Genomic DNA, 21,540 nt, shown 5'->3' on the forward strand with positions numbered 1-21,540 from the left:
GCCGGCTTCGGGGTCAGGGGTATATGCGCCGAGGCGGGTTCCGCCTGGCGCATCGCACGAGTTTCCATGAGTGCTGCCCTCAGCCCGCCAGAGCCAGCTTGGCCTCGCGGCGCGCCGCTTTGGCCTGGGACGGAAGCGCGCGGGTCAATTCCAGCGCGGCGAGCAACTCGCTTCGGCGCCAGCGCGGCGCGCGCGGCGCAGGATAGAGCGGCGGGGGAAGTCGCTGTGCCGCGACCGCTTTCCAGAACGCGGGGAGGCTAAGGCCAGCCTCCACGGCAGCGTGATCCGCCGGCAGCAGCGGATCGGGAGCCTGGTAGGACATCGGCGAGACACCTCCGGAGGATGCGTTGATGCTCCGGAGATATCTCAGCGTATTCGCGCGCGAGCGGGCGCTAAGGCCTGGGCGGGTTGCCCCCGGGGCAGACCGCTCCTCTAGCCTTGCCCCTCCCCCGGAGAATCCTTCTCCGAAGACAGCCTGGAGGCAAGCAGCGCCTCGGCTTCCGCATCGGCATCCGCCTCCTCTTGCGTCAGGGGGGGAAATAACACCTTCACTTCCGCCAAATACCTCCGGGCAGTACGCAGGTCGGAGATGCCGAATACAAGAGTAAGCATTTCTTCTTGCTGGCGCTGGCTGAGCCTTTGGTCTCGCGCCCATTCGAGTACTTGAGCGACCCTGGCCTTTCTGGATACGGACCAGTATTTGTCGAAGGCGTTGTGCCCATCCTCGCGCGTTAATCCCAAGACCATCGGGGCAAGCTTGGCTGCATCCGACGCGGATATCTCGGGCGGCTTGGCGTTTAACGCCGCGAGCGCTTGCTTCCGGAGTTCGCGCGGGTCCCACAGCGCCAGCGGCACGCCTTGAAGACCCGGCACCGCAGAATCGAGAAAGGCCTGCACCTCTCGCGAGAACGGCCGCGGCTCGGGGTTTGCGGAGCCGGGAACGTTCTTGAAGTAGTCGCGCGGGTCCAGCCGATGGACCGTCATGGCATGAAAACCCGCAGCCACCGCTGCTAGATAGGTCAGCGCTCGTCGCGAAAGCTGCGGCGGCGGGCGACGCGCCCTCGCGTCCTCCTCGTCCGACGCCGCCATCATCATCCAGTGTCTGATCTTGCCGTCGATCTCCTGCCAGATCAGCAGTGGGCTGTAGTCGCCGTCCCAATCCACGTCGGCCGGGTCGGTCGAACCCGAACCAAGCTTCTCGCTCATCCGCGCCTCCGCACGCCCCGCGCATGTAGTCGGCGGGGCAATCCGGCGCGGAGGGTCCGGACTTGTCGGGGGCCAGCCTAGCCCCGCCGATTTCGAGCATGGCGACCGCATCGGGCCGCTGCAACACGCATCCGGAGCGGACCGCCGAATGGGCCCGGCGATGCAGCATCATGCAGCCCTCGCATGGCCAGCGGCCAGCATGCCGGCATGCGCCCGGCGCCAGGCTATCGAGCCATCCAGCATGCCGCCGAGATCCGGCGCCGGGAAATCAGCGGCGCGCCAGGCGACGTACTCCATCCGCTGCGCCGCCAGATGCGCCGCGGCCTCCGCCATCCGCAGCAGCGGCACGGGGCGAAAGGCGCCGGACAGCGCGAGGCGCAGCAGCTCCGCCGCAACCTCCCCGGCGGCGGCGGCATCATCGGGCGGGATGAGCGCCTCCACCACGCTGGACACGTCGCAGGCCATGGCTGCGGCAGGCATCGCTTCGGCCGCACGGATGAGCGAAGGCAGGAAGGATGCGTCCTTGGCCTCCGGGACCGGCCTCAGCGGCAGGCCCGCGGGGCAGCGGCTGTTCCCGGGGGCGTTCATGCCACCGCTCCGCCAACCAGGTCGCGCGCCAGTGAGGCCGCAAGCAGGCTCACCGGATCATCGCGGCCCTCGATGTAGTCGCGCAGGATCTCTGCCTTCGCCGCGCGGCCGCGCCGGGTCGCAGCCGGCGTGTCAGCGATCGCGCGCAGCACCAGCCGCCGCCGAACGCCGAGACGGTTCATCTCGGCGATAACAGCCTTCCCGCGCGGATCGCCGATCGGCAGGCCATCCTCCGCTTCGCCCAGGCCCTGCAGCTCCGCCGTAAGGCTTGCCCAGCGATCCACCAGACGCAGCAGCGTCGTGTCGGGCGAGGCGGCAGGCACAACCTGCGAGCCCGGCAGCGCCAGGTTGGCGAGCAACCGCGCACCATCTTCAGCCGCACTGGTGAGGAGAAGGAATTCTGCGCGCGCCATCCCGCCACACCCGTCGCGGAAGGCGACTGGCGCGCTCGCCTTGGCGGCCACGCCGGCGAAGCTTGCCGCCGGGATCTCCGCCATGTCGAAGAGTGCGGAGGCGTACGCTTCCCACGCAGCCGATTGCGCCTCTTGCGCCTCGGCCTCCGCCGCTCGGTCCGCGGCAAGCTCGGCCGCGCCGAACCGCTCCGCCGCCTCTGCATCGGCGGCGGATGCCGCAACGGCCACCTCACGAAGGCGCAGCAGTTCGCGATCGGCGCCTACAAGCTCGGCCGGCGGCACCGTCAGCGCCACGGAAGCGGACGCAGCGGGCAGCAGCAGCGCGGCCGGGGCAGCGGCCAGGATGCCGCGGCGGGAGGGTGCAGGCTTCATGCCTTCAGCCCCGCGGCGCAGGGCACCAGGCGGCCCGCATCCGCCGCCAGGGTGCGGGCCAGCCGGTCATGCCGGTGTTCCGATCCGTTCCGGCCAAGATGGACGCGCGCCAGCAATCCCGCCTTCACGGCCAGTCCGGCAGCACCCCAGGCAGGAAGCTCGGCAATGCGGTCCTCAGTCGCACTGATATCGTGGACCAAGACCGCACATCGAGCGTTGGCCTCCGCCTCGCCAGCCGCGTCGCCGGCGGCCTCGGCCGCCGCGCACTGGTCTACCACCGCTTCCAGCGCCGCGAATTCGGCGTTCCACCGCCGCGCCATGGCCAGTAGCTCGGCATCTGGATCGGCGGTGGAGATTGCGACGGTCGGCGTCAGGCCGACGATGATACCAGTTGCCAGGAATGTGCGGCGTGAAGCCGCAGGTGTAGAATGGTCAGCAGCCATCGTTCGGGCCTCCGTGGGGCTCGTGTGGTGGTCAGGCCGGGTGCGGGGAGCTTCCACCTTCCCCATCCGGCCGTTCTGACGTTGTTCAGCTTTCAGAACGCGGTTAGGATATGCTTCGGTTCAGCACAGTGCAAGGCTTTCTGAACGTGGTGCAGTTGATGGCGGTTCAATCGAGGATGGCGCGCGCGGCGGTTGGTCTAGGCGTTCGCGAGCTGGCAGCAGCAGCGGGCGTTTCCGCAGACACCATCGTTCGGCTTGAAAAGGGCGAGGCACTCCAGGCGCGGACCCTGGCAGCGATCCGCGCAGCCCTTGAAGCCGCCGGCGTCGATTTCATCGCAGAGAACGGCGGGGGCCCGGGCGTGCGGCTGCGGAAGGAAAGCCAGACGTGAAGACGGAGCGGATTGATTTGGCGAGGGCGCTAAAAGATCACGCCCTACCCCTGATTCAGGCCGGTGGAGTCCCGACCAGAGCCGGGGATTCATTCGTGGCCATCGGTGACTTCGGCCCCTTCAAGATTCTTCTGCGCACTCCGTTTTCGCGCTGGCCATCAAGCCCGCCCGTGTTCAAGTCGCACCACGAGGCCGCGACGTGGCAGCGCAAGCCGCCGGAGCTCGACACGGGGCTAGACATCTGGCGCGGGCCGAAGGTGCTGAGCATCGAATGGGATAGCCGCGTCGCGGGAAGCGAGCGGATCATCAGCTTTCGGAGAGGCGCCTGGGAAGGCGAGTTCCTTGCCATACCGGAGCAACCAGTGGCGCCTCAGTCAGCCTCGATAAGCCGGTGATCCGCCGAGAGGCCGAAATCCGCATTCGACGCCATGCGCTGGATTGGCTCGCCGAGCAGGGCGCGGCAGGCACCTCGACAGACGCTCCCAGCTTCAGCAGCTTCCACGCCTGGTTGACTGCACGGGACCCAGCAGCACTCGACTTCCGATCAATCGCCGGACCGCGCTATGACGCCGAGGCGTGGTACGATGACGTCACCGGTCAGAACTGGCGGCGCTGATCCACCCAGCCAAGACGGCGCCAGCAACCGGGATGGATGCTTCAGATCTCGCCGGCCGGCGCCTTCGGAGCGCGGGGCTTCGCGGCCTTCCGCTTCGCTTTCGGTTTGGCGCGCTTCACCTTCGGCCGTGACGCGCGTATCGCTGCCTGATGCGCCTTCCGGCGCTCCTCCTGAAGCTCCCACAGATCCCTGATACCATCCCGAAGCTCCCGCTCCCCGGCGCGTTCATGGGTCAATTGGCCCAGCATCCGAGAGGCGGCGATCTGAAGCGCGCCGCGGATCACATGCTGCTGCGCGCGGAGCTCCATCCGATCATCCTGCTGAAGCTTCTGCATGAAGTCGAAATCCAGTTCCATCTGCACGCCAGCCACCCATGGCCACTCCGCCCCGGGGGCGCCGCCAGCTTCCTGCCACGCCATGACCGCGTTCAGGAACTGAAGCGCCTGGTTTGGCAAATGAGCGGGGCGGCCGGCTCCGCGGGCGACCCGCAGCAGGTTCGCGGCCAGCTGGGCCAGTGCGGTTCTCGTATCCTCAGCCGCACTGCGCTGGGCCAGAAGGGCCTCTGAGTTGTCGACCACCAGCTTCATGCGACGCCCCCTTTGACGATGGGTAGCAGCATGATGCCGGGCAGGAGGCTCAGAGGATAGCGGCCCGGGAAGGTTCAGCCGGACCAGGCGCCTGCCGGCTCCCTGCCCACCAGCCCCGCCACATGCGCCTGCCAGGTCGCCAGCGCCGCCAGCACCTCCGGCGCATAGTCGTGGCGGTCATAGGTGCGTTCCAGCTGGGTGCGGCCAGAGATGTGGTTGATGGCCGCCTCCGCATGGTCCCGCGGCACGCCGAGGCGCGTCATGCCGGTACGCGCCGTGCGGCGGATATCGTGCCACCGCCAGCCCGTTACCCTGGTTGCGGCATCCATCCGGATCTTCAGGCGCCCGAACCCCTGAAAGCCGCGGGCTGCGCTGCGCCCGAGTAGCCGATCGGCGGGGTCCGGCGCCTCGGCCGGCCACACGGCGCGCAGCTCGGCCAACGCCAGAGGAGACAGCGGCAGGGTGTAGCCGATGCCGTTCTTCGTCCGTGCGCCCGGAATCGTCCAGCGGCCCGCCGCCAGGTCCACCTCCCCCGCGGAGATCTCCGCCACCTCCGCCTCCCGCGCCCCGGTCAGGATCAGCAGCCGGACGAAGGCGCGCAGCTTCGGCGGCTCCCGGTCCGCGGCCCGCCAGATCGCCACCAGCTCGGCCTCGCTCAGCACCCGGGCGCGCGCCGCCGGCGGCGGGGCGATGACGGAGGCGCCCTTCCGCGGCAGCAGCGGCAGCGGCACCCAGCCATGGGCCTCCGCGAAGTTCAGGAAGGCGGAGACGGTGCGGTACAGGAAGGCGGCAGCGCCGGCGCCATCCCGCGCAGGCGCGCCGGCCGGGCGCCTGGTGCCCTCCACCGGCTTCGCCTTCGGCTGGACCACCGCCCGGCGCCAGGCGGCAATAAGGCGGGTCCATTGCTCCCGCGTCGTCTGGTCGAGCTGCAGCGCGCCCAGCTTGGGGATGATGGCCTGATTGCAGGCACGGGCGATCTCCGCCGCGTATTTCGCCGACCATGGCTCGCTGGGGTCCGCCAGGCGCGCCGCCTGCCACTCCGCCAGCCGCGCCGCCACGGTGGAGGCCTGCGCCGCCACCAGGCGCACGCGCGCGGCCCGCGCCTCCCGCTTCTCCTGCACCGGGTCCCTGCCCTTCTGCACCGCGCCCAGCATGGCTGTGGCGGCCTTCCTGGCATCACTGAGGGACAGGGCCGGATAGGTCCCGAGCTTCGGCCGCGTTTGCCGGCCATCCGCGGTGCGGGTCCGGAGGCTCCATGTCATCACGCCGCCGGAGGTAATGCGCAGCACCAGGCCCGGCGCCACGGTATCGCGGATCTCCACACGGCCTTCATTCGGTGGCCGCTGCGCATCCAGCAAGGCGACGGTCATCTTCACTTTCACGCCGCAGGGCCTCCGGCCGGCAATTCTTATCGGTTGTGCCCCCGAATTTTTGCCCCCGATTGCAGGGGGGCATGCCGGGGGCACAATCCGGACGATATCACCTGAGATCAGCCGAGACCGTGAGAGCGCGCAAGAGACGGAAAGCCAAGGCTTTGAGGGCGATCGACAGGTAGAAGCCCGCACCATAGGCTGACCGGCGCCCCATTCCCAAGCTGAATGTCGGGGGTTCGATTCCCCCCGCCCGCTCCATCCTCCCCTTCCGATTGCTGGATTTGCACCCGGGTTCGGCGCGGCCGACCAGCGCTTCTGCGCGCCGTGTTCAGTGCGAAGGCACCAGCGCGGGAAACGTCCGCTGGAGTCACCGCACCCTTTCACGCGGATCGCGCTTCCCGCAGGCCTTCAGCCCAGCAGGCCACACGCCTCGTCCCACAGCGCCCGGGCAAGGTCGGCGGCGGGCTCCGCCCGGGCAAGCGCCGCGGATTGCCCGGCCCAGGCCTGCATCCTCTCGATGTCGCCCGACCTGGTTGCCAGGTCCCGCATCGCCGCCGTCAGGCCTCGCTGGACGGGATAGGGTGCCGGAACCGGCGCCTCGGGGGCGGTCGCGGCGCGCACATAGCCGGTCGCGATACTCCGCCCTGCCCTGCCGCTGAACACGCGGCTGACGGCGGTGCCCTCGGGAGGCGTCTGCGCCAGCGCATCCGCCCAGGCCGGCGCGAGCCTGGCCTCGGGACAGCGCAGGAAGCCGGTGCCGATCTGTGCAGCGGAGGCGCCAAGAACCAGCGCCGCCGCCACGCCGCGCCCATCCGCGATGCCACCGGTTGCGACAACGGGAATCCGCACCGCATCGACCACGGCAGGCACCAGGGAGAGGAGGCCGACCATGCCTGCCTCCGCGCTTGCCGCGTCGAAGCAGCCCCGGTGGCCGCCTGCCTCCATCCCCTGCGCAACCACGGCATCAGCCCCTGCCGCCTCGGCCGCCCGGGCCTCCGCCACGGTCGAGACATTGGCGAACCACCGGATGCCGGATGCCTTCAGGCGCGCGACAAACCCTGCCGGGAACAGACCCATGACGGAGGAGACGATCGGCGGCCTCGCCGCGATCAGGGCCTCACACTGCGCGGCAAAGTCAGGCGGCGTCGCATCCCCGGCATCGGCCGCGACCTCCGGCCCCCAGCCGGACAGGAAGGCGCGAAGCCGGGCCTCCTGCGCCGGATCGCGACGCGGCGGCGGGTCCGGGATCCAGAGGTTCATCTGGAAGGCGCCGTTGGTCCCGCGCCGCACCTCCTCCGCCCAGGCCTGGATGGCGGCGGGCTGCATCAGCAGCGCCCCGCAGGCGCCCAGTCCACCGGCATTGGCCACGGCGATGGACAGCGACGGCGGGCAGGCGCCGGCCATGGGCGCCAGCAGGATCGGCCGCTCCAGCCCGAAGCGGCCGCAGAAGTCGTGCGCACGTGGAGTGACCCGGGTCATGGCGCCTGGACTCCTGCGCTTCCCGATCGGGCGATTGTCCCGCTGAACATCATGGCGGCCCTCCTGGCGAGGATGGTCACGCGGGTCAGCCTCCGGCTCAAGCGGGGATATCGGATGGCTCCCATCATCCTGGCGGATGCCGGACTTCGCGCTGGCGTCCCGGTCCGATGGCGCCTTAGATGCGGCCGGGAAGGGCGGAGCGCATGAAGGCATCCGGGCTGGTCCATCGAAGGACGCTGCTCGCCGCGGCGTCGGTCGCGCTGCCGCGGCCAGGGCGTGCGGTCGCCTCGGTCCGCTTCGGGCTAACCCCGGTCTTCCTGGATTCGGACCTCGTGCTGCTGCGTGACCTGGGCGGGCATCTCGAGGCGGCGCTGGGCGTGCCGGTCCAGTTGGTCAAGCGGCGCACCTACCAGGAGGTCATCGCCATGCTCCTGGCGGGGCAGCTCGACGCCGCCTGGATCTGTGGCTTTCCCTATGTGCGCCACGCGGACCGGCTTTCGCTGCTGGCCGTACCGCTGCACCACGGCCGCCCGCTGTATCAATCCTACCTGATCAGCGATGCGAGCCTGGAGGCCTCCTCCATCGAGGACCTCCGCGGCCGGTCCCATGCCTTCTCGGACCCGGACAGCAATTCCGGCTTCCTGGTCACACGCTGGCTGCTGGCCGCCCGCCAGGAACGGCCGGAGGAATTCTTCAACCGCCCCTTCTTCGCCTATGGGCACCGGAATGTCCTGCGGGCCGTGGGCGCGGGCCTGGCGGAAAGCGGCTCGGTGGATGGCTACGTCTGGGAAACCGTCGCCGACCGCGAACCGGCGCTGACCGCCGGAACCCGGGTCATCGCACGCTCTGAATGGCATGGCTTCCCGCCCATCTGCTGCCTGACCGAGCGACGGGAGGGTCCGACCGCCCGGGCCCTCGCCGCGGCCTTCACCGGGATGGCCGGGCACCCCTCCGGCCGGCGGGTGCTCGAGGCGCTCCAGCTCGACGGCTTCGTGCCGGGCGCGCCATCCCTGTATGACGGCATCGCACGCATGGCGGCGGCGGTGGGGATGCCGAGATGATCCCGCTGCGCGCGCTGGATCCGCGGCGCTGGCCGCTGGCGGTCAGGGTGCCGTTGATCGTCGCGGCCCTGGTCGCGGGCGTCGCCCTCGCCACGGGGCAGGCGGTGCTGTCCCGCCTGGCGCGGGACCAGGAGCGGCACCTGTCGGAACTGGCCTCCGCCTTCCTCGACGGCTTGGCGACCGCGGTGCAGCCCGCCGCCGCGCGGGCCGATATCTGGGAGGCCTTCGATGCGCTGGACCGCGCGCGCGCCCGGTACGGCGCGCTGCGCCCCATGCTGGCCGCGGTCCTGCTGCCGGATGGCACGGTCCTGGCCTCGGCGGATCCCCGCAGCATCCCGACCGGGTCCCGGCTTCCCGCGGCCCTTGCGACGCAGGCCGAGGCCGCGGCGGCCGCCGGGATGCCGGTGCTCGATGCGGAGGCCGCAACCGCCGTCCTGGCGCGCGACCTGGCGGAGGGCGCGGTGCCCCTGGGGCGCATCGTCGCCATGGCTGATATCGGCCCGCTGCTGGTGGAGCGGCGCGCGGTGGTCGGCACCCTTCTGCTGGCCAATGGCTCCCTTGCCCTGGTCTTCGCCGCGGCCGGGTTCCTGCTGGTCCGGCGCCTGCTCGCCCCGGCGGATCTCGTCCGGCGCCGCCTGGCCGAGGCGGCCCGCGGCGGCCGTCCGGTCCCGGTCGATGAAACCCTGGGCATCGGGCCGGAGCATGCCGCGCTGCTTGCCGCCTGGAACCGGGCCGCGGTGGCCTCCGCCGAGCGCGAGGCGATGGCCGCCCGCCTGGCGAAGGAGGAACGCCACGCCCAGGTCGGCCGCCTGGCCGCCGCCATGGCGCATGAGGTCAACAACCCGCTGGGCGGGCTGATCACGGCCGTGGACACGCTCAGCGACCACGGCGACGACCCGGAGGTGCGGGCGGAGGCGCTGGGGCTGCTGCGGCGCGGCCTGGGCGATATCCGCAACGTGGTGCGGGCGGGCCTTGCCACGTGGCGGGGCGCGCCGGGGGATGCGGCGCTCGCGGCGCAGGATTTCGACGACCTGCGGCTGCTGGTGCGGCATGAGGTGGCGCGGCGCGGGCTGACGCTGGAATGGCGGAACGAGCTGCCCGGCGAGGTCGCCGTGGACCGCACCCTGGGGCGCCAGGTGGCGCTCAACCTGCTGCTGAACGCGGCCGCCGCCTCTCCGCCGCAGGGCACGCTGCGGTTCCGGGCCTGCGAGCTGCAGGGCGGGGGCGCGGTGGTCGAGGTGGCCGATGCCGGCCCCGGCCTGCCCGCCGCCATGGAGAGCCTGCTGGGTGCCGCGGAAGGGCCGCCGCCCGAGGGGGGCGGTCTCGGTCTCTGGACCGCCGTGCGCCTGGCGCGCAGCCTCGGCGGCCGCATCATCCGCATTCCCTCCGACACCGGCACCCGCCTCGTCGCCGAACTGCCCGCCGCGTCTGCCCGAAGGGAGGCCGCGCATGCCATCTGACCGCGGCCGCATCCTGCTGGTGGAGGACGATCCCGTCATGGGCGGCAGCCTGGCGCAGCGGCTCCGCCTGAAGGGCTATGGCGTGGACTGGGCGCATGGCGCCGCGGAGGCCGCCGCGGCGCTCGCCCGCCGCCTGCCGGACCTGCTGCTGTCCGACCTGCGGCTGCCCGATGGTTCGGGGGAGGAGCTGTTTCTGGCGCACCGGGAACGCCTGGCCGGGACGCCGGTGCTGATGATGACGGCCTACGCCGGGATCGACCAGGCGATCCGGCTGCTCAAGGCCGGCGCGGATGATTTCCTGGTCAAGCCGCTGGAGACGGCGGACCTGCTCGGCCGGGTCGAGGCGCTGCTCGCCCGCCGGCTGGTCGCGCCGGAGGATGCTGTCCTCGGCCCCTCCGTCCCGATCCGCCGGGTCGAGGCCATGCTGCGCCGTGCCGCGACCAGCGACAGCCCTCTGCTGCTTCTGGGTGAGACCGGCACGGGCAAGGAGGTGGCCGCCCGGCTGCTGCACGCCCTGTCGCCGCGCGCCCGCCTGCCCTTCATCGCCGTCAACTGCGCCGCGATCCCGGCCGACCTGCTGGAGAGCGAGGTCTTCGGCCATGAGCGCGGCGCCTTCACCGGCGCCGCCGCGCGGCGGGAGGGGTATGCGGAGCGGGCGGCCGGCGGCACGCTGTTCCTGGACGAGGTTGCGGAACTGCCGCCGCCGCTGCAGGCCAAGCTGCTGCGCCTGCTCGAGGCACGTGAGTTCAGCCGCGTCGGCGGCACCGCCACCCTGCCCTATCGCGCGCGCACCGTGGCCGCCACCAATGCCGACCTGGATGCGCGCGTGCACGACGGCCGCTTCCGCGCGGATCTGCTGTACCGGCTCGACGTCATCCGCGTGGAGATCCCGCCGATGCGCGTCCGGCCGGAGGATGTGGTGCATCTCGCCCGCCATTTCCTCGACAATGCCGCCGGGCGCGCCACCAGGACCGTGCGCGGCTTCGATGCGCAGGCCGTGAGCGCGATGGAGGCGCATGCCTGGCCGGGCAATGCCCGCGAATTGCGGAACCGGGTGGATCGCGCGGTGGCGCTGGCGGATGGCCCCTGGATCGGCGTCGCCGACCTTTTCCCGGACCACAGGCCGGACCCGACCGGGACAGCGGACGCGACGCTCGCCGAGGTGCTGGTGGCGGCGGAGCGCCGCGCCGTCGCGAATGCCCTTGAGGCGACGGGCTGGGATGTCGGGGCGGCCGCGTCACGCCTGGGCGTGGGGCGCTCCACCCTGTTCGAGAAGGTCCGCCGCCTCGGCCTCGCGCGTCCGATCGAACCCGGCACGAGTCCAGCTTCCGGGACTGCCTGAGCCGGCGCGATCCCGGTTGCTGGACCGCGGCCATCGCTGCAGTGCAGCAGAGGCATGGCCTTGCGCGCTGCAATCGCTGCGCTTCGCGGATGCTGCACCGCACGGCCGGATGCCAACCCGGCCTGGCACGGCCGATGCACCGCCTGGCCCAGCCAAGGGAGGGCAGTCATGTCGGGATGCAACAAGGTAACCGAGGCGGGCCGCCGCTTTTTCCTCGGACGAAGCGCGATTGCCGCGGCCGGTGCCGCCGCCGTGGCGACGGCGCCCGCGGCCCCCGCCAAGGCGGCGCCGGCGCTGGCCCAGGTCACCTATCCCCGCGCCAGGCTCGCCAATCTGCGCGACCTGAAGCTCAACGAGCCGGTGAACATCGCCTATCCGGATGCGGACAGCCCCGGCGTGCTCATCAAGCTGGGCGCGCGGGTGGAGGGCGGCATCGGGCCGGATGGCGATGTGGTCGCCTATTCCACGCTCTGCCCGCACAAGGGCTACCCGATGTTCTACCGGACCGATGACCGGACGCTGAACTGCCCCGGCCATTACAGCCGCTTCGACTGCGAGAAGGGCGGGCTGCAGGTCTGGGGCCATGCGACCCAGAACCTCGCCCAGTTCCGCCTCAGCATCGACGGCGACGGCGACATCCAGGCGGAGGGCGTGGATGAGCTGATCTACGGCCGCCATTCCAACGTGCTCGGCTGAGGGAGGATCGGACATGGCCTACAAGCGCAATATCGACCGCCTGCCGATCCCGCCGCGCGATGCGCGGGTGAACAACGTGACCTGCCACTTCTGCATCGTGGGCTGCGGCTACAAGGCCTACACTTGGCCTATGAACCGGCAGGGCGGCCCGGCGCCGGGCGAGAACGCCTTCGGCGTGGATCTGCGCGGCCAGCAATACGCCGACAGCACCGGCTGGGTCGCGCCCTCGATGTACAACATCGTCAAGCAGGATGGCCGCGACGTCCAGATCGTCATCAAGCCGGACCATGAATGCGTCGTGAACTCCGGCCTCGGCTCCATCCGCGGCGCCCGCATGGCGGAGGTTTCCTATTCGACCGTCACCGGCACGCAGCAGGCACGGCTGACCGATCCCCTCGTCTGGCGCTACGGCACCATGTCGCCGACCTCCTGGGAGGACAGCCTGGCGCTGGTCGCGGAGGTGACGAGGCGCGTGGTCGAGGAGCAGGGCGAGGATGGCCTCATCGTCTCCGCCTACGACCATGGCGGCGCCGGCGGCGGCTACGAGAACACCTGGGCCACCGGCAAGCTCTACTTCGAGAGCATGAAGGTGAAGAACATCCGCATCCACAACCGCCCCGCCTACAATTCGGAAGTCCATGGCTCCCGCGACATGGGCGTGGGTGAGCTGAACAACTGCTACGAGGATGCGGAGCTCGCCGACACCATCTTCGTCGCCGGCGCCAATAGCCTGGAGACGCAGACCAACTATTTCCTGAACCACTGGGTGCCGAACCTGCGCGGCAGCAGCCTCGGCAAGAAGCGGCAGGAACTGCCGAACGAGCCGCATGCGCCGGCGCGCATCATCGTCGTGGACCCGCGGCGCACCGTCACCATCGCCGCCTGCGAGGCCGAGGCGGGCCGCGAGAACGTGCTGCACCTGCAGATCAACAGCGGCACCGACCTCATCCTGTTCAATGCGCTGTTCACCGAGATCGCCGCGCGCGGCTGGCTGGACCGCCCCTTCATCGAGGCGAGCACCAGCGGCTTCGATGCGGCGGTGGCGGGCAATCGCACCACCGTGGAGGAAGCGGCACGCGTCACCGGCCTTTCGGAAGCCGATATCCGCAGGGCCGCGTCCTGGATCGCGGAGCCGAAGCAGGGCGGTGCGCGGCGCCGGACGATGTTCGCCTATGAGAAGGGCATCATCTGGGGCAACGACAACTACCGGACCAACCAGGCGCTGGTGAACATGGCGCTGGCCACCGGCAATATCGGGCGCCCGGGTGGCGGCTGCGTGCGGCTCGGCGGCCACCAGGAAGGCTATTCGCGCCCCTCCGATGCCCATGTCGGCAAGCCCGCCGCCTATGTCGACCAGCTGCTGATCCAGGGCCGCGGCGGCATCCACCACGTCTGGGGCTGCGACCACTTCAAGACCACGCTGAATGCCAGCGAGTTCAAGCGCAGCTACCAGCGCCGCACCAACATGGTGAAGGAAGCCATGGACGGCGTCGCCGCCGGTGACCGCCCGGCGCAGGTCGAGGCCATCATGCGCGCCATCCGCGCCGGCGGGCTCTTCACGGTGAATGTGGACATCGTGCCGACGCAGATCGGCACCTGCGCCCATGTGGTGCTGCCCGCCGCCACATCCGGCGAGATGAACCTGACCTCGATGAACGGCGAGCGCCGCATGCGCCTGACCGAGCGCTACATGGACCCGCCGGGCCGCGCGCTGCCCGACTGCCTGATCGCGGCGCGCCTGGCGCAGGCGCTGGAGCGGACCTGGCGGGATGCGGGCAAGGCGGAGATCGCCGACCGCTTTCGCGGCTATGACTGGCAGACCGAGGAGGACGCCTTCAACGACGGCTACCGCCGGCACGAGAAGGGCGGTGAATTCGTCACCTATGCCCGGCTGCGCGCCATGGGCACCAACGGCTTCCAGGAACCGGCCGTGGGCCTCGCGGGCACCGGGCCCGTGACCTCCGGCACCACCACCGGCGCGACGCCGGGCATGGTGGTCCAGGGCCCGGCGATCGAGGGTGCGCGCGGCAGGGAGCCGGTCCAGCAGGCGGGGCCGGGCACCGGTCCTTCCGCCGCGGCCGCGCCGCCGCCGGCGGGCGAGCAGGCCATCCTCGGCACCAAGCGGCTTTATGCGGATGGCAAGTTCAACCGGCCGGATGGCCGCGCGACCTTCACCACCACCGCCTGGCGCGGGCTGCAGGCCGAGGGCAAGCAGGCGGAGAAGGACGGCCACCGCTTCCTGATCAACAACGGCCGCGCCAACCATGTCTGGCAGTCCGCCTATCTCGACCAGCACAACGACTTCGTGCGCGACCGCTTCCCCTATCCGTATATCGAGATGAACCCGGCCGACATGCAGGAGATGGGGCTCAACCCGGGCGACCTGGTGGAGATCTTCAACGGCAACGGCGCCACCCAGGCCGTCGCCTGGCCCGAGACGCAGGTCCGGCGGAACGAGACCTTCATGCTGTTCGGCTACCCGACCGGCGTGCAGGGCAATGTCGTCAGCAAGGCGACCAACGAGCTGATCATCCCGAACTACAAGCAGAGCTGGGGCAATATCCGGAAGATCAGCGACGCACCGGCCGCCGTGCGCCACCTGTCCTGGAAGACGCAGGAATACCGGCAGCCGGGCTGAGCCCATTCGGCGGCGTGTCCCGCAGGCACGCCGCCTGCTGCCGCGCGACGTCCGGCCGCTGCGCCGGCTGGCAACCGCCGGCGTTGCGTCGCGGCCTTGCCCTTCGCCACCCGCGCGCTCACCTAACGCTGCTGGAATGGCAGGAGCCTGACGCATGAGCGATGCCCCGGACTACACGCCCCCGAAGATCTGGACCTGGAACAAGGCCAATGGCGGCCGCTTCGCCAACATCAACCGCCCCGTCGCCGGCCCGACGCATGACAAGGAACTGCCCGTCGGCAAGCACCCGCTGCAGCTCTACTCGCTGGCCACGCCGAACGGCGTGAAGGTGACTGTGATGCTGGAGGAGCTGCTGGCGGCGGGCCACAAGGGCGCCGAATACGATGCCTGGCTGATCCGCATTGGCGAGGGTGACCAGTTCGGCAGCGGCTTCGTCGGCGTCAACCCGAACTCCAAGATCCCGGCGCTGCTGGACCGCAGCGGCCCGGCGCCGATCCGCGTCTTCGAATCCGGCGCCATCCTGGTGCACCTGGCCGAGAAGTTCGGCGCCTTCCTGCCGAAGGACCCGGCGCCGCGCGCCGAATGCCTGTCCTGGCTGTTCTGGCAGATGGGCAGCGCGCCCTATCTCGGCGGCGGCTTCGGGCATTTCTACGCCTATGCGCCGTCCAAGATGGAATACCCGATCGACCGCTTCTCCATGGAGGTGAAGCGCCAGCTGGATGTGCTGGACCGCCGCCTGGCCGAGAGCGAGTTCCTGGCCGGCCCGGACTATACCATCGCCGATATCGCCGTCTGGCCCTGGTATGGCGGGCTGCAGAATGGCTGGCTCTACGGCGCGGCAGCGGAATTCCTGCAGGTGGAGGAGTACAAGAACCTGCGTCGCTGGAACGACAGCATCGGCGCCCGCCCGGCGGTGCAGCGCGGCCGCATGGTCAACCGCGTCAGCGGCGTGCCCTCCAGCCAGCTGCATGAACGCCACGATGCCAGCGACTTCGAGACGAAGACGCAGGACAAGCTGGCGCCGGCGGCCGAGTGACCTATTCGGCGTAGATCATCTTCCGCGTCATCCCGCCATCGGTGACGAATTCGGCGCCGGTGACGAAGCCGCTCTCCGGCCCGACCAGCCAGGCCACCAGGGCCGCCACATCCTCCACCCGGCCGACACGCCCGGCCGGGTGCTGGGCATGGTCCTCCGGCCGCAGGGGGTCGCCCCCAGGGTCGGGCCGCGTGTCGATCCAGCCGGGGCTGACGGTATTGGCCCGCACATCCGGCCCCAGGCTCACCGCCAGCGCATGGGTCAGCGCCAGCAGCCCGCCCTTGGATGCCGCATAGCTTTCCGTATCCGGCTCCGACTGATGCGCGCGGGTGGAGGCCATGGTTACCAAGGAACCGCGCGCCGCGCGCAGCATCGCCTCCGCCGCGCGCACCAGCAGGAAGGTTGCGGTCAGGTTGGTGGCGAGCACGGCAGACCATTCGGCCAGGCTGAGCTGCCCGACCGGCTTGCGGATCATGAAGCCGGCATTGGAGACCAGCGCATCCAGCCGGCCCTCCTGCTGCGCGATGCCCTGCACCAGGGCGGCCACCGCCGCCTCATCCGACACATCCGCCTGCACGAAGCGAACGGGCAGGTCCGGCGCCGGGCCGTCGCGGTCGGCGGCGACCACCGCCCAGCCATCGGCCGCCAGCCGCGCCGCAACCGCCAGGCCGATGCCGCGCGCCGCGCCGGTCACCAGCGCCACCTTTCTCGAAGCCGTCATCGGGGGATCCTCCTGCCACTGCAACGGGCAGGCCCTTTCGCGGTTCAGTTGGCTTTCGGCGCGCAGTACAGGCGGTACAGCGTCTCCAGCACCGCCTCCACCTCCGGGCTCGCCAGCCGGTAATGGATGGTCTGGCCCTCGCGCCGCGTCTCCACCAGCCGCAGGTCGCGCATCCGCGCCAGGTGCTGCGACAGCGCGGTGGGGGACAGCCCGACCAGCGCGGCAAGCTGGCCGACGGATTTCTCACCCTCGACCAGGTGGCACAGCGCCATCAGCCGCTTACCATGCGCCAGGGCGCCGAGCAGCCGGGCCGCCTCCTCCGCCTTGGCCTGCAGGGTCTGCAGCGCGTCCTCGGACATCGCCGGGGTCACCGGCATCGGCTGCGGTGCCGCCCGTTCAGCCGGCACGCAGCCGCTCCGGGATCGGCAGGCCGAGGCGCAGCGGCACCGGCCACAATTCCCGCAGCGTCCGCATGATGCGGAAGCCGGCCTCGACATAGTTCGGCAGCGCGCGCGGGTGGTCGGCGGTGCAGGTGTTCACCGTCAGCAGGCGGGGGCTTTCCGCCCAGGCGCTGTCGATGGCGTGGCGCAGCAGGGCGCGGCCGGCGCCGCGGCCGATGGCATGCGGCATCAGGCCGAAATAGGCCAGGTTGGTGCCGTGTTCGGCGCCGCGCCGTTCCAGTTCATAGAAGCCCGCCGGCTCCCCGCCCTGGTAAAGCACATGGATGGAGATCTCGGGCCGGGCCAGCAGCGCCGCGATCTCCGCATCCGGCACGGTCCGGCGCAGCCACCAGACATAGTCGCGGCCGACCGTGTCATACAGGTAGCGGTAGAAGGGCACGGAACAGCGCGCCAGCCGCACCACGCTGCATCCCGGGGGAAAATCAGGCTGCGTGCCGGTGGGCGGCGCATCCATGCGGAGGAAGGTGACATCCACCTCGATCCGCTGCACCGGTTCACGGATGCCGGTGCGCGCCGCCGTCGCCATGGGTCAATTATCCAGGAAGCTGCGCAGCTTGCGGCTGCGGCTGGGGTGTTTCAGCTTGCGCAGCGCCTTCGCCTCGATCTGGCGGATGCGCTCGCGGGTGACGTTGAACTGCTGGCCGACTTCCTCCAGCGTGTGGTCGGTATTCATGCCGATGCCGAAGCGCATCCGCAGCACCCGTTCCTCGCGCGGCGTCAGGCTGGACAGCACGCGCGTGGTGGCCTCGCGCAGGTTGGACTGGATCGCGGCATCCAGCGGGATGATGGCGTTCTTGTCCTCGATGAAATCGCCGAGGTGGCTGTCCTCCTCGTCGCCGATCGGCGTCTCGAGCGAGATCGGCTCCTTCGCAATCTTCAGGACCTTGCGGACCTTCTCCAGCGGCATGCCGAGCTTCTCGGCCAGCTCCTCCGGCGTCGGTTCGCGGCCGATCTCGTGCAGCATCTGGCGGGACGTGCGGACCAGCTTGTTGATCGTCTCGATCATATGGACCGGGATGCGGATGGTCCGCGCCTGGTCGGCGATGGAGCGCGTGATGGCCTGCCGGATCCACCAGGTGGCATAGGTGGAGAACTTGTAGCCGCGGCGGTACTCGAACTTATCGACCGCCTTCATCAGGCCGATATTGCCCTCCTGGATCAGGTCCAGGAATTGCAGGCCGCGATTGGTGTATTTCTTGGCGATGGAGATGACGAGGCGGAGGTTGGCCTCGATCATCTCCTTCTTCGCCTGCGTCATGTCCCGCTCGCCGCGCGAGACGGTCTGGTAGACGCGCCGGAAATCCGGCACCGGCAGGCCGGTATCGGCGGCCACCCGCGCGATCTCGGCGCGGATCGCCTCGGCATCGTCCTTGGACCGCGCGACGAAGGTCTTCCAGCCGCGCGTCTGCAGCTTGCTGATGCGCTCGAACCAGCCCGGATCCAGCTCGCTGCCGCGCCACTGTTCGAGGAATTCCTCGCGCTTGACCTTCTGGGCCTCGGCGAGCCTGAGAACCTGGCCTTCAAGCGTGGTCTGGCGGCGGTTCAGGCCCTTGAGCTGGTCGACCAGCTCCTCGATCCGGTTGTTGTGGAGATGCACCTTCTCCACCAGCGCCACCAGCTCCTGGCGCTGCTTCTCATAGGTCTTCTCGGAGCGCTGGGAATTCTCGCCGCCCGAGGTATAGGCATCCATCCGCTTGGACGACAGCTTCTGCAGCTTGCCGAACAGGCTCTCGATCTGCTCGAAGGCGACCAGGGCTTCCGGCTTCAGCTTTTCCTCAAGTGCGGAGAGCGAAAGGCCAACGCCCTCGGCCGCCTCGTCGCCTTCCTCATATTCTTCCTCGGGCGGCGGCGTGCCCTCGGGCGTATTGGCGCCAGCGGTCGCCTCCAGGTCGATGACGTCCCGGAGAAGCATGCGGCCTTCCTTGACCGCCTCATGCCAGGCGACGATCGCCTTGAAGGTCAGCGGGCTCTCGCAGAGCCCGCCGATCATCATGTCCCGCCCGGCCTCGATCCGCTTGGCAATGGCGATCTCGCCCTCGCGGGACAGCAGCTCGACGCTGCCCATCTCGCGCAGGTACATGCGGACCGGGTCGTCGGTGCGGCCGAGATTGGCCTCATCGACATTGCCGCCGCCTTCCTCCTCATCCTTCTCGTCGTCGTCGGATTTGGCGGCCGGCTTCTCGGCGCTGGCCTCGCCGTCTTCGCTCTCCTCGGATTCCACGACATTGATGCCGAGCTCATTGAGCGTCGCCATCGTGTCCTCGATCAACTCGGAGGACACCTGTTCGGAGGGCAGCGCGGCGTTCAGTTCATCATAGGTGACGTAGCCGCGTTCCTTGCCGCGGGCGATCAGCTTCTTGACCGCAGCCGTCAGGGTATCGAGCAGCACGCCTTCCACCGCCTCGTCGCGTCCTTCTGCCGTGTCGGCGCCATTCGCGGCCTTGCTCGCCATGCCTTTTCCGCTCCGTCAACGGCGCCCTGGCAAGACCGGGCTTTTGCCCCGACCTGCCCGCGCGAATTCGCCCGTTCCTGCGCCACTACGCCCGCTCAGCGCCAACCCATGGCCCACCTTGCCCAGTGCAACCCACGGCGCGCCCGCCAGTGCAACCCAAGGCGCGCCCGCCCGTGCAATCCAAGGCGCGCCCGCCAGTGCAATCCATGACCTGCCCGCAAAGTGCAATCCATGGCCCTGCCCGCTCAATGCCCGCCCATGGCCTGCTCGTCCTGAAGGCCGGCCGCGCCGGCCGCATCCTCCGCCATCTCTCCCCGGTGCTGCGCTTCCAGCAGCATCGTCAGCCGGATGATGCGCTGCTGGGCGCGGGCCTGGGCGACCGGGTCGGTCGCCTCGACCCAGGCACGCCCCTCCCGGGCCTGATCCTCCTCCAACTCCGCCCTGCCGCGCAGCAGGCCGTAGAAGTGCCACCAAGCGTCCAGCGCGTCCTTCGGCTGGGCATCGACGGAGGCGGCTTCCGGCACCCCGGCGCCTCGCAGCAGGCCGGTTGCAAGCTCCGCCATCCCTCTGCCGGCGAGTTGGTCCATCAGGCGGGTTGAGTCAAGTTCATGCCCCTCCGCCAGCCAGGCCAGCACCGCGTCCCGGCAGCGGCCCAGCACAGGATCGCCGAGGTCGACCGCGGCGAAGCATTCCTCCACCTCCCCCAGCAGCCAGGGATGGCGCAGCGTGAGGGCCATCAGCGTCGAGGCCTGTTCCGTGCGCGTCCGCTCCCGCGTGATCGCCGGGCGGGCGCGCGGGGCGGGCATCGGCTTGCGGCCCATCCCGCCATTCTGCGCGCCGCGCCCGCCGGGCTGGGCGCGGGTGGACGCGAAGAAGCGGTCCAGCAGGCTGCGCCGATACTCCGCCGCCAGCGACTTGTCCGGGATGGCGTTGGCCACCGCGGCCAGCCGGTTGCGCAGCGCGGCGCGCTGTTCCGGCGTGGTGGCGGGGCGGCCTTCGGTCAGCAGGGCGTACAGCGCCTCCGACAGCGGCCGCGCGCCGTCCAGCACCGCGGTGAAGCCGGCCGGGCCGCTGCGGGTGACCAGCGTGTCCGGGTCCTCTCCGGCCGGCAGGGTGGCCAGCTTCAGGCTGCGTTCCGTGGTCAGCAGCGGCAGCGCCGCCTCCGCCGCCTTGGCCGCGGCACGGCCGCCGGCGGCGTCGCCGTCGAAGCACAGCACCGGCTCCGGCGTCAGGCGCCACAGCTCCTCCATCTGCTCCGCCGTCAGCGCGGTGCCGAGCGGGGCGACGGCGCCGGTGAAGCCGGCCTGGTGCAGGGCGATGACGTCCATATAGCCCTCCACCACCACCACAGGCGCGCCGCGGAAGGCGCCTTCGCGCGCCAGGTCCAGGCCGTAGAGGTTGCGGCGCTTGGAGAACAGGCTGGTCTCCGGCCCGTTGACGTATTTCGGCTGGCCCTCCCCCAGGATGCGCCCACCGAAGGAGATCACGCGCCCGCGCCGGTCGCGGATCGGGAAGATCACGCGGTTGAAGTAAAGGTCGGAGAACCCTTCGCCGTCCTCCCTTTCCCGCACCAGGCCGGCCTCGGCGAGCTGGCCCGGGCTGATGCCCTCCGCCTTCAGCTCCGCCGCCAGCACGCCGCGGCCGCCGCCGGACCAGCCCAGGCCGAAGCCGGCGATGGTGTCATCGCTCAGCCCGCGGCGCTTCAGGTAGGCGAGCGCCTGCGCGCCCTCCGGCAGGCGCAGGCGGCGGCGGAAGGCGGCCTCGGCAGCTTCCAGCACGCCGTACAGATCCCGTGCGCGGCGTTCCCGGGCGGCGGCTTCCGGCGTCGCCTGCGGAACCTGCATGCCGGCCTCGGCCGCCAAGCGTTCCACCGCTTCCGGAAATCCCTGGCCTTCCGCCCGCATGACGAAGCTGATGGCATCGCCATGCGCGCCGCAGCCGAAGCAGTGGAAATGGTCGTCATAGACGTAGAAGGAGGGGGTCTTCTCCCCGTGGAAGGGGCAGCAGCCCTTCCAGTTCCGCCCGGATTTGGTCAGCCGCGTCTTCCGCTGGATCAGCGGTGCCAGCGGAGTCCGCGCACGCAGCTCCTCGAGGAAGTTGGGGGGCAGTGCCATGGGTGCCGCCCCTATTAGCACCGGACCCGGTCGGGAGAATGGGCGCGGTGCGATTTCTTCGCACCGCGCTGCTTCTTCGCGTCCTCGCGGCGG

General features: G+C 70.4%; 22 protein-coding genes. 9 read left to right on the forward strand and 13 right to left on the reverse strand.

The window, feature by feature from the left end; all coding sequences use genetic code 11:
- Nucleotides 1-79: 79 nt before the first annotated feature.
- The 5 genes from HB662_RS01495 to HB662_RS01515 form a co-directional block, all read right to left on the reverse strand.
- A complete protein-coding gene (locus HB662_RS01495; protein WP_168046421.1) occupies nucleotides 80-322 on the reverse strand; it encodes a helix-turn-helix transcriptional regulator in 243 nt (80 codons plus the stop codon).
- 110 nt (nucleotides 323-432) lie between these two features.
- Nucleotides 433-1,206, reverse strand: coding sequence for a hypothetical protein (locus HB662_RS01500; protein WP_168046423.1), 774 nt, complete (start codon nucleotides 1,204-1,206; stop codon nucleotides 433-435).
- A gap of 168 nt (nucleotides 1,207-1,374) precedes the next feature.
- Nucleotides 1,375-1,794, reverse strand: coding sequence for a hypothetical protein (locus HB662_RS01505; RefSeq protein ID WP_168046425.1), 420 nt, complete (start codon nucleotides 1,792-1,794; stop codon nucleotides 1,375-1,377).
- Entirely contained in the window at nucleotides 1,791-2,501 is a 711-nt protein-coding gene (locus HB662_RS01510) for a hypothetical protein (RefSeq protein WP_168046427.1), read from the reverse strand. The genes HB662_RS01505 and HB662_RS01510 overlap by 4 nt, the downstream gene beginning before the upstream one ends.
- A gap of 74 nt (nucleotides 2,502-2,575) precedes the next feature.
- The gene (locus HB662_RS01515; protein WP_168046429.1) at nucleotides 2,576-3,022 is read right to left on the reverse strand and encodes a hypothetical protein; all 447 of its coding nucleotides are present in this window, start codon (nucleotides 3,020-3,022) and stop codon (nucleotides 2,576-2,578) included.
- Nucleotides 3,023-3,198: 176 nt separating this feature from the next.
- On the opposite strand from HB662_RS01515, the gene HB662_RS01520 reads away from it, so the two are divergent.
- The 3 genes from HB662_RS01520 to HB662_RS01530 all read left to right on the forward strand — a co-directional run bounded on the left by HB662_RS01520 (nucleotide 3,199) and on the right by HB662_RS01530 (nucleotide 4,027).
- Nucleotides 3,199-3,411 carry a helix-turn-helix domain-containing protein gene (locus HB662_RS01520; RefSeq protein ID WP_168047563.1) on the forward strand — a complete coding sequence of 71 codons (213 nt, stop codon included), beginning with the start codon at nucleotides 3,199-3,201 and terminating at the stop codon, nucleotides 3,409-3,411.
- A 95-nt stretch (nucleotides 3,412-3,506) separates the two neighbouring features.
- Nucleotides 3,507-3,806: a hypothetical protein gene (locus tag HB662_RS01525; protein WP_168046431.1), complete on the forward strand. Its 300-nt coding sequence runs from the start codon at nucleotides 3,507-3,509 to the stop codon at nucleotides 3,804-3,806.
- Entirely contained in the window at nucleotides 3,803-4,027 is a 225-nt protein-coding gene (locus tag HB662_RS01530; RefSeq protein ID WP_168046433.1) for a hypothetical protein, read from the forward strand. The genes HB662_RS01525 and HB662_RS01530 overlap by 4 nt, the downstream gene beginning before the upstream one ends.
- 41 nt (nucleotides 4,028-4,068) lie before the next feature.
- Here HB662_RS01530 and HB662_RS01535 read toward each other — a convergent pair whose 3' ends face one another.
- From HB662_RS01535 to HB662_RS01545, 3 genes are all read right to left on the reverse strand, one after another.
- On the reverse strand, nucleotides 4,069-4,614 hold the full coding sequence (locus HB662_RS01535) for a hypothetical protein (RefSeq protein WP_168046435.1): 546 nt from the start codon (nucleotides 4,612-4,614) through the stop codon (nucleotides 4,069-4,071).
- A 74-nt stretch (nucleotides 4,615-4,688) separates the two neighbouring features.
- On the reverse strand, nucleotides 4,689-5,996 hold the full coding sequence (locus tag HB662_RS01540) for an integrase arm-type DNA-binding domain-containing protein (RefSeq protein WP_168046437.1): 1,308 nt from the start codon (nucleotides 5,994-5,996) through the stop codon (nucleotides 4,689-4,691).
- Between the two features lie 399 nt (nucleotides 5,997-6,395).
- The gene (locus tag HB662_RS01545) at nucleotides 6,396-7,466 is read right to left on the reverse strand and encodes an NAD(P)H-dependent flavin oxidoreductase (protein WP_168046439.1); all 1,071 of its coding nucleotides are present in this window, start codon (nucleotides 7,464-7,466) and stop codon (nucleotides 6,396-6,398) included.
- A gap of 203 nt (nucleotides 7,467-7,669) precedes the next feature.
- Between HB662_RS01545 and HB662_RS01550 the strand changes: the two genes are divergently transcribed.
- The 6 genes from HB662_RS01550 (at nucleotide 7,670) to yghU (ending at nucleotide 15,699) form a co-directional block, all read left to right on the forward strand.
- Complete coding sequence (locus HB662_RS01550; RefSeq protein ID WP_168046441.1) at nucleotides 7,670-8,527, forward strand: substrate-binding domain-containing protein; 858 nt, start codon at nucleotides 7,670-7,672, stop codon at nucleotides 8,525-8,527.
- On the forward strand, nucleotides 8,524-9,987 hold the full coding sequence (locus tag HB662_RS01555; RefSeq protein WP_168046443.1) for a HAMP domain-containing histidine kinase: 1,464 nt from the start codon (nucleotides 8,524-8,526) through the stop codon (nucleotides 9,985-9,987). The genes HB662_RS01550 and HB662_RS01555 overlap by 4 nt, the downstream gene beginning before the upstream one ends.
- The gene (locus HB662_RS01560; RefSeq protein WP_168046445.1) at nucleotides 9,977-11,329 is read left to right on the forward strand and encodes a sigma-54-dependent transcriptional regulator; all 1,353 of its coding nucleotides are present in this window, start codon (nucleotides 9,977-9,979) and stop codon (nucleotides 11,327-11,329) included. Before HB662_RS01555 ends, HB662_RS01560 begins: the two co-directional genes overlap by 11 nt.
- A 168-nt stretch (nucleotides 11,330-11,497) precedes the next feature.
- Nucleotides 11,498-12,025 carry an arsenate reductase (azurin) small subunit gene (locus tag HB662_RS01565; RefSeq protein ID WP_168046447.1) on the forward strand — a complete coding sequence of 176 codons (528 nt, stop codon included), beginning with the start codon at nucleotides 11,498-11,500 and terminating at the stop codon, nucleotides 12,023-12,025.
- A gap of 13 nt (nucleotides 12,026-12,038) precedes the next feature.
- Nucleotides 12,039-14,663 (forward strand): arsenate reductase (azurin) large subunit, encoded by a 2,625-nt coding sequence (locus HB662_RS01570; protein ID WP_168046448.1) that lies wholly within the window; start codon nucleotides 12,039-12,041, stop codon nucleotides 14,661-14,663.
- A gap of 154 nt (nucleotides 14,664-14,817) precedes the next feature.
- Nucleotides 14,818-15,699 (forward strand): glutathione-dependent disulfide-bond oxidoreductase, encoded by an 882-nt coding sequence (gene yghU, locus HB662_RS01575; protein ID WP_168046450.1) that lies wholly within the window; start codon nucleotides 14,818-14,820, stop codon nucleotides 15,697-15,699.
- A 1-nt stretch (nucleotide 15,700) separates the two neighbouring features.
- Here the strand turns inward: yghU and HB662_RS01580 are convergent, their stop codons facing one another.
- The 5 genes from HB662_RS01580 to dnaG form a co-directional block, all read right to left on the reverse strand.
- Entirely contained in the window at nucleotides 15,701-16,420 is a 720-nt protein-coding gene (locus tag HB662_RS01580; RefSeq protein ID WP_168046452.1) for an SDR family oxidoreductase, read from the reverse strand.
- A 44-nt stretch (nucleotides 16,421-16,464) separates the two neighbouring features.
- Nucleotides 16,465-16,827 (reverse strand): ArsR/SmtB family transcription factor, encoded by a 363-nt coding sequence (locus HB662_RS01585; RefSeq protein ID WP_342449420.1) that lies wholly within the window; start codon nucleotides 16,825-16,827, stop codon nucleotides 16,465-16,467.
- Nucleotides 16,817-17,407, reverse strand: coding sequence for a GNAT family N-acetyltransferase (locus HB662_RS01590; RefSeq protein ID WP_168046454.1), 591 nt, complete (start codon nucleotides 17,405-17,407; stop codon nucleotides 16,817-16,819). Before HB662_RS01590 ends, HB662_RS01585 begins: the two co-directional genes overlap by 11 nt.
- Nucleotides 17,408-17,410: 3 nt before the next feature.
- A complete protein-coding gene (rpoD, locus tag HB662_RS01595) occupies nucleotides 17,411-19,333 on the reverse strand; it encodes an RNA polymerase sigma factor RpoD (RefSeq protein ID WP_168046456.1) in 1,923 nt (640 codons plus the stop codon).
- A gap of 245 nt (nucleotides 19,334-19,578) precedes the next feature.
- Nucleotides 19,579-21,447 carry a DNA primase gene (gene dnaG / locus HB662_RS01600; protein ID WP_168046458.1) on the reverse strand — a complete coding sequence of 623 codons (1,869 nt, stop codon included), beginning with the start codon at nucleotides 21,445-21,447 and terminating at the stop codon, nucleotides 19,579-19,581.
- Nucleotides 21,448-21,540 lie beyond the last annotated feature (93 nt).

This window comes from Falsiroseomonas frigidaquae (assembly GCF_012163145.1).
Lineage (GTDB): Bacteria > Pseudomonadota > Alphaproteobacteria > Acetobacterales > Acetobacteraceae > Falsiroseomonas > Falsiroseomonas frigidaquae.

Coding starts and splice junctions, on each gene's coding strand:
- HB662_RS01515 (WP_168046429.1), bottom strand. CDS start 3,022: ATGGCTGCTGACCATTCTACACCTGCGGCTTCACGCCGCACATTCCTG.
- HB662_RS01500 (WP_168046423.1), bottom strand. CDS start 1,206: ATGAGCGAGAAGCTTGGTTCGGGTTCGACCGACCCGGCCGACGTGGAT.
- HB662_RS01565 (WP_168046447.1), top strand. CDS start 11,498: ATGTCGGGATGCAACAAGGTAACCGAGGCGGGCCGCCGCTTTTTCCTC.
- yghU (WP_168046450.1), top strand. CDS start 14,818: ATGAGCGATGCCCCGGACTACACGCCCCCGAAGATCTGGACCTGGAAC.
- HB662_RS01590 (WP_168046454.1), bottom strand. CDS start 17,407: ATGGCGACGGCGGCGCGCACCGGCATCCGTGAACCGGTGCAGCGGATC.
- HB662_RS01535 (WP_168046435.1), bottom strand. CDS start 4,614: ATGAAGCTGGTGGTCGACAACTCAGAGGCCCTTCTGGCCCAGCGCAGT.
- dnaG (WP_168046458.1), bottom strand. CDS start 21,447: ATGGCACTGCCCCCCAACTTCCTCGAGGAGCTGCGTGCGCGGACTCCG.
- HB662_RS01545 (WP_168046439.1), bottom strand. CDS start 7,466: ATGACCCGGGTCACTCCACGTGCGCACGACTTCTGCGGCCGCTTCGGG.
- HB662_RS01505 (WP_168046425.1), bottom strand. CDS start 1,794: ATGAACGCCCCCGGGAACAGCCGCTGCCCCGCGGGCCTGCCGCTGAGG.
- HB662_RS01555 (WP_168046443.1), top strand. CDS start 8,524: ATGATCCCGCTGCGCGCGCTGGATCCGCGGCGCTGGCCGCTGGCGGTC.
- rpoD (WP_168046456.1), bottom strand. CDS start 19,333: ATGGCGAGCAAGGCCGCGAATGGCGCCGACACGGCAGAAGGACGCGAC.
- HB662_RS01550 (WP_168046441.1), top strand. CDS start 7,670: ATGAAGGCATCCGGGCTGGTCCATCGAAGGACGCTGCTCGCCGCGGCG.
- HB662_RS01570 (WP_168046448.1), top strand. CDS start 12,039: ATGGCCTACAAGCGCAATATCGACCGCCTGCCGATCCCGCCGCGCGAT.
- HB662_RS01495 (WP_168046421.1), bottom strand. CDS start 322: ATGTCCTACCAGGCTCCCGATCCGCTGCTGCCGGCGGATCACGCTGCC.
- HB662_RS01520 (WP_168047563.1), top strand. CDS start 3,199: ATGGCGCGCGCGGCGGTTGGTCTAGGCGTTCGCGAGCTGGCAGCAGCA.
- HB662_RS01560 (WP_168046445.1), top strand. CDS start 9,977: ATGCCATCTGACCGCGGCCGCATCCTGCTGGTGGAGGACGATCCCGTC.
- HB662_RS01580 (WP_168046452.1), bottom strand. CDS start 16,420: ATGACGGCTTCGAGAAAGGTGGCGCTGGTGACCGGCGCGGCGCGCGGC.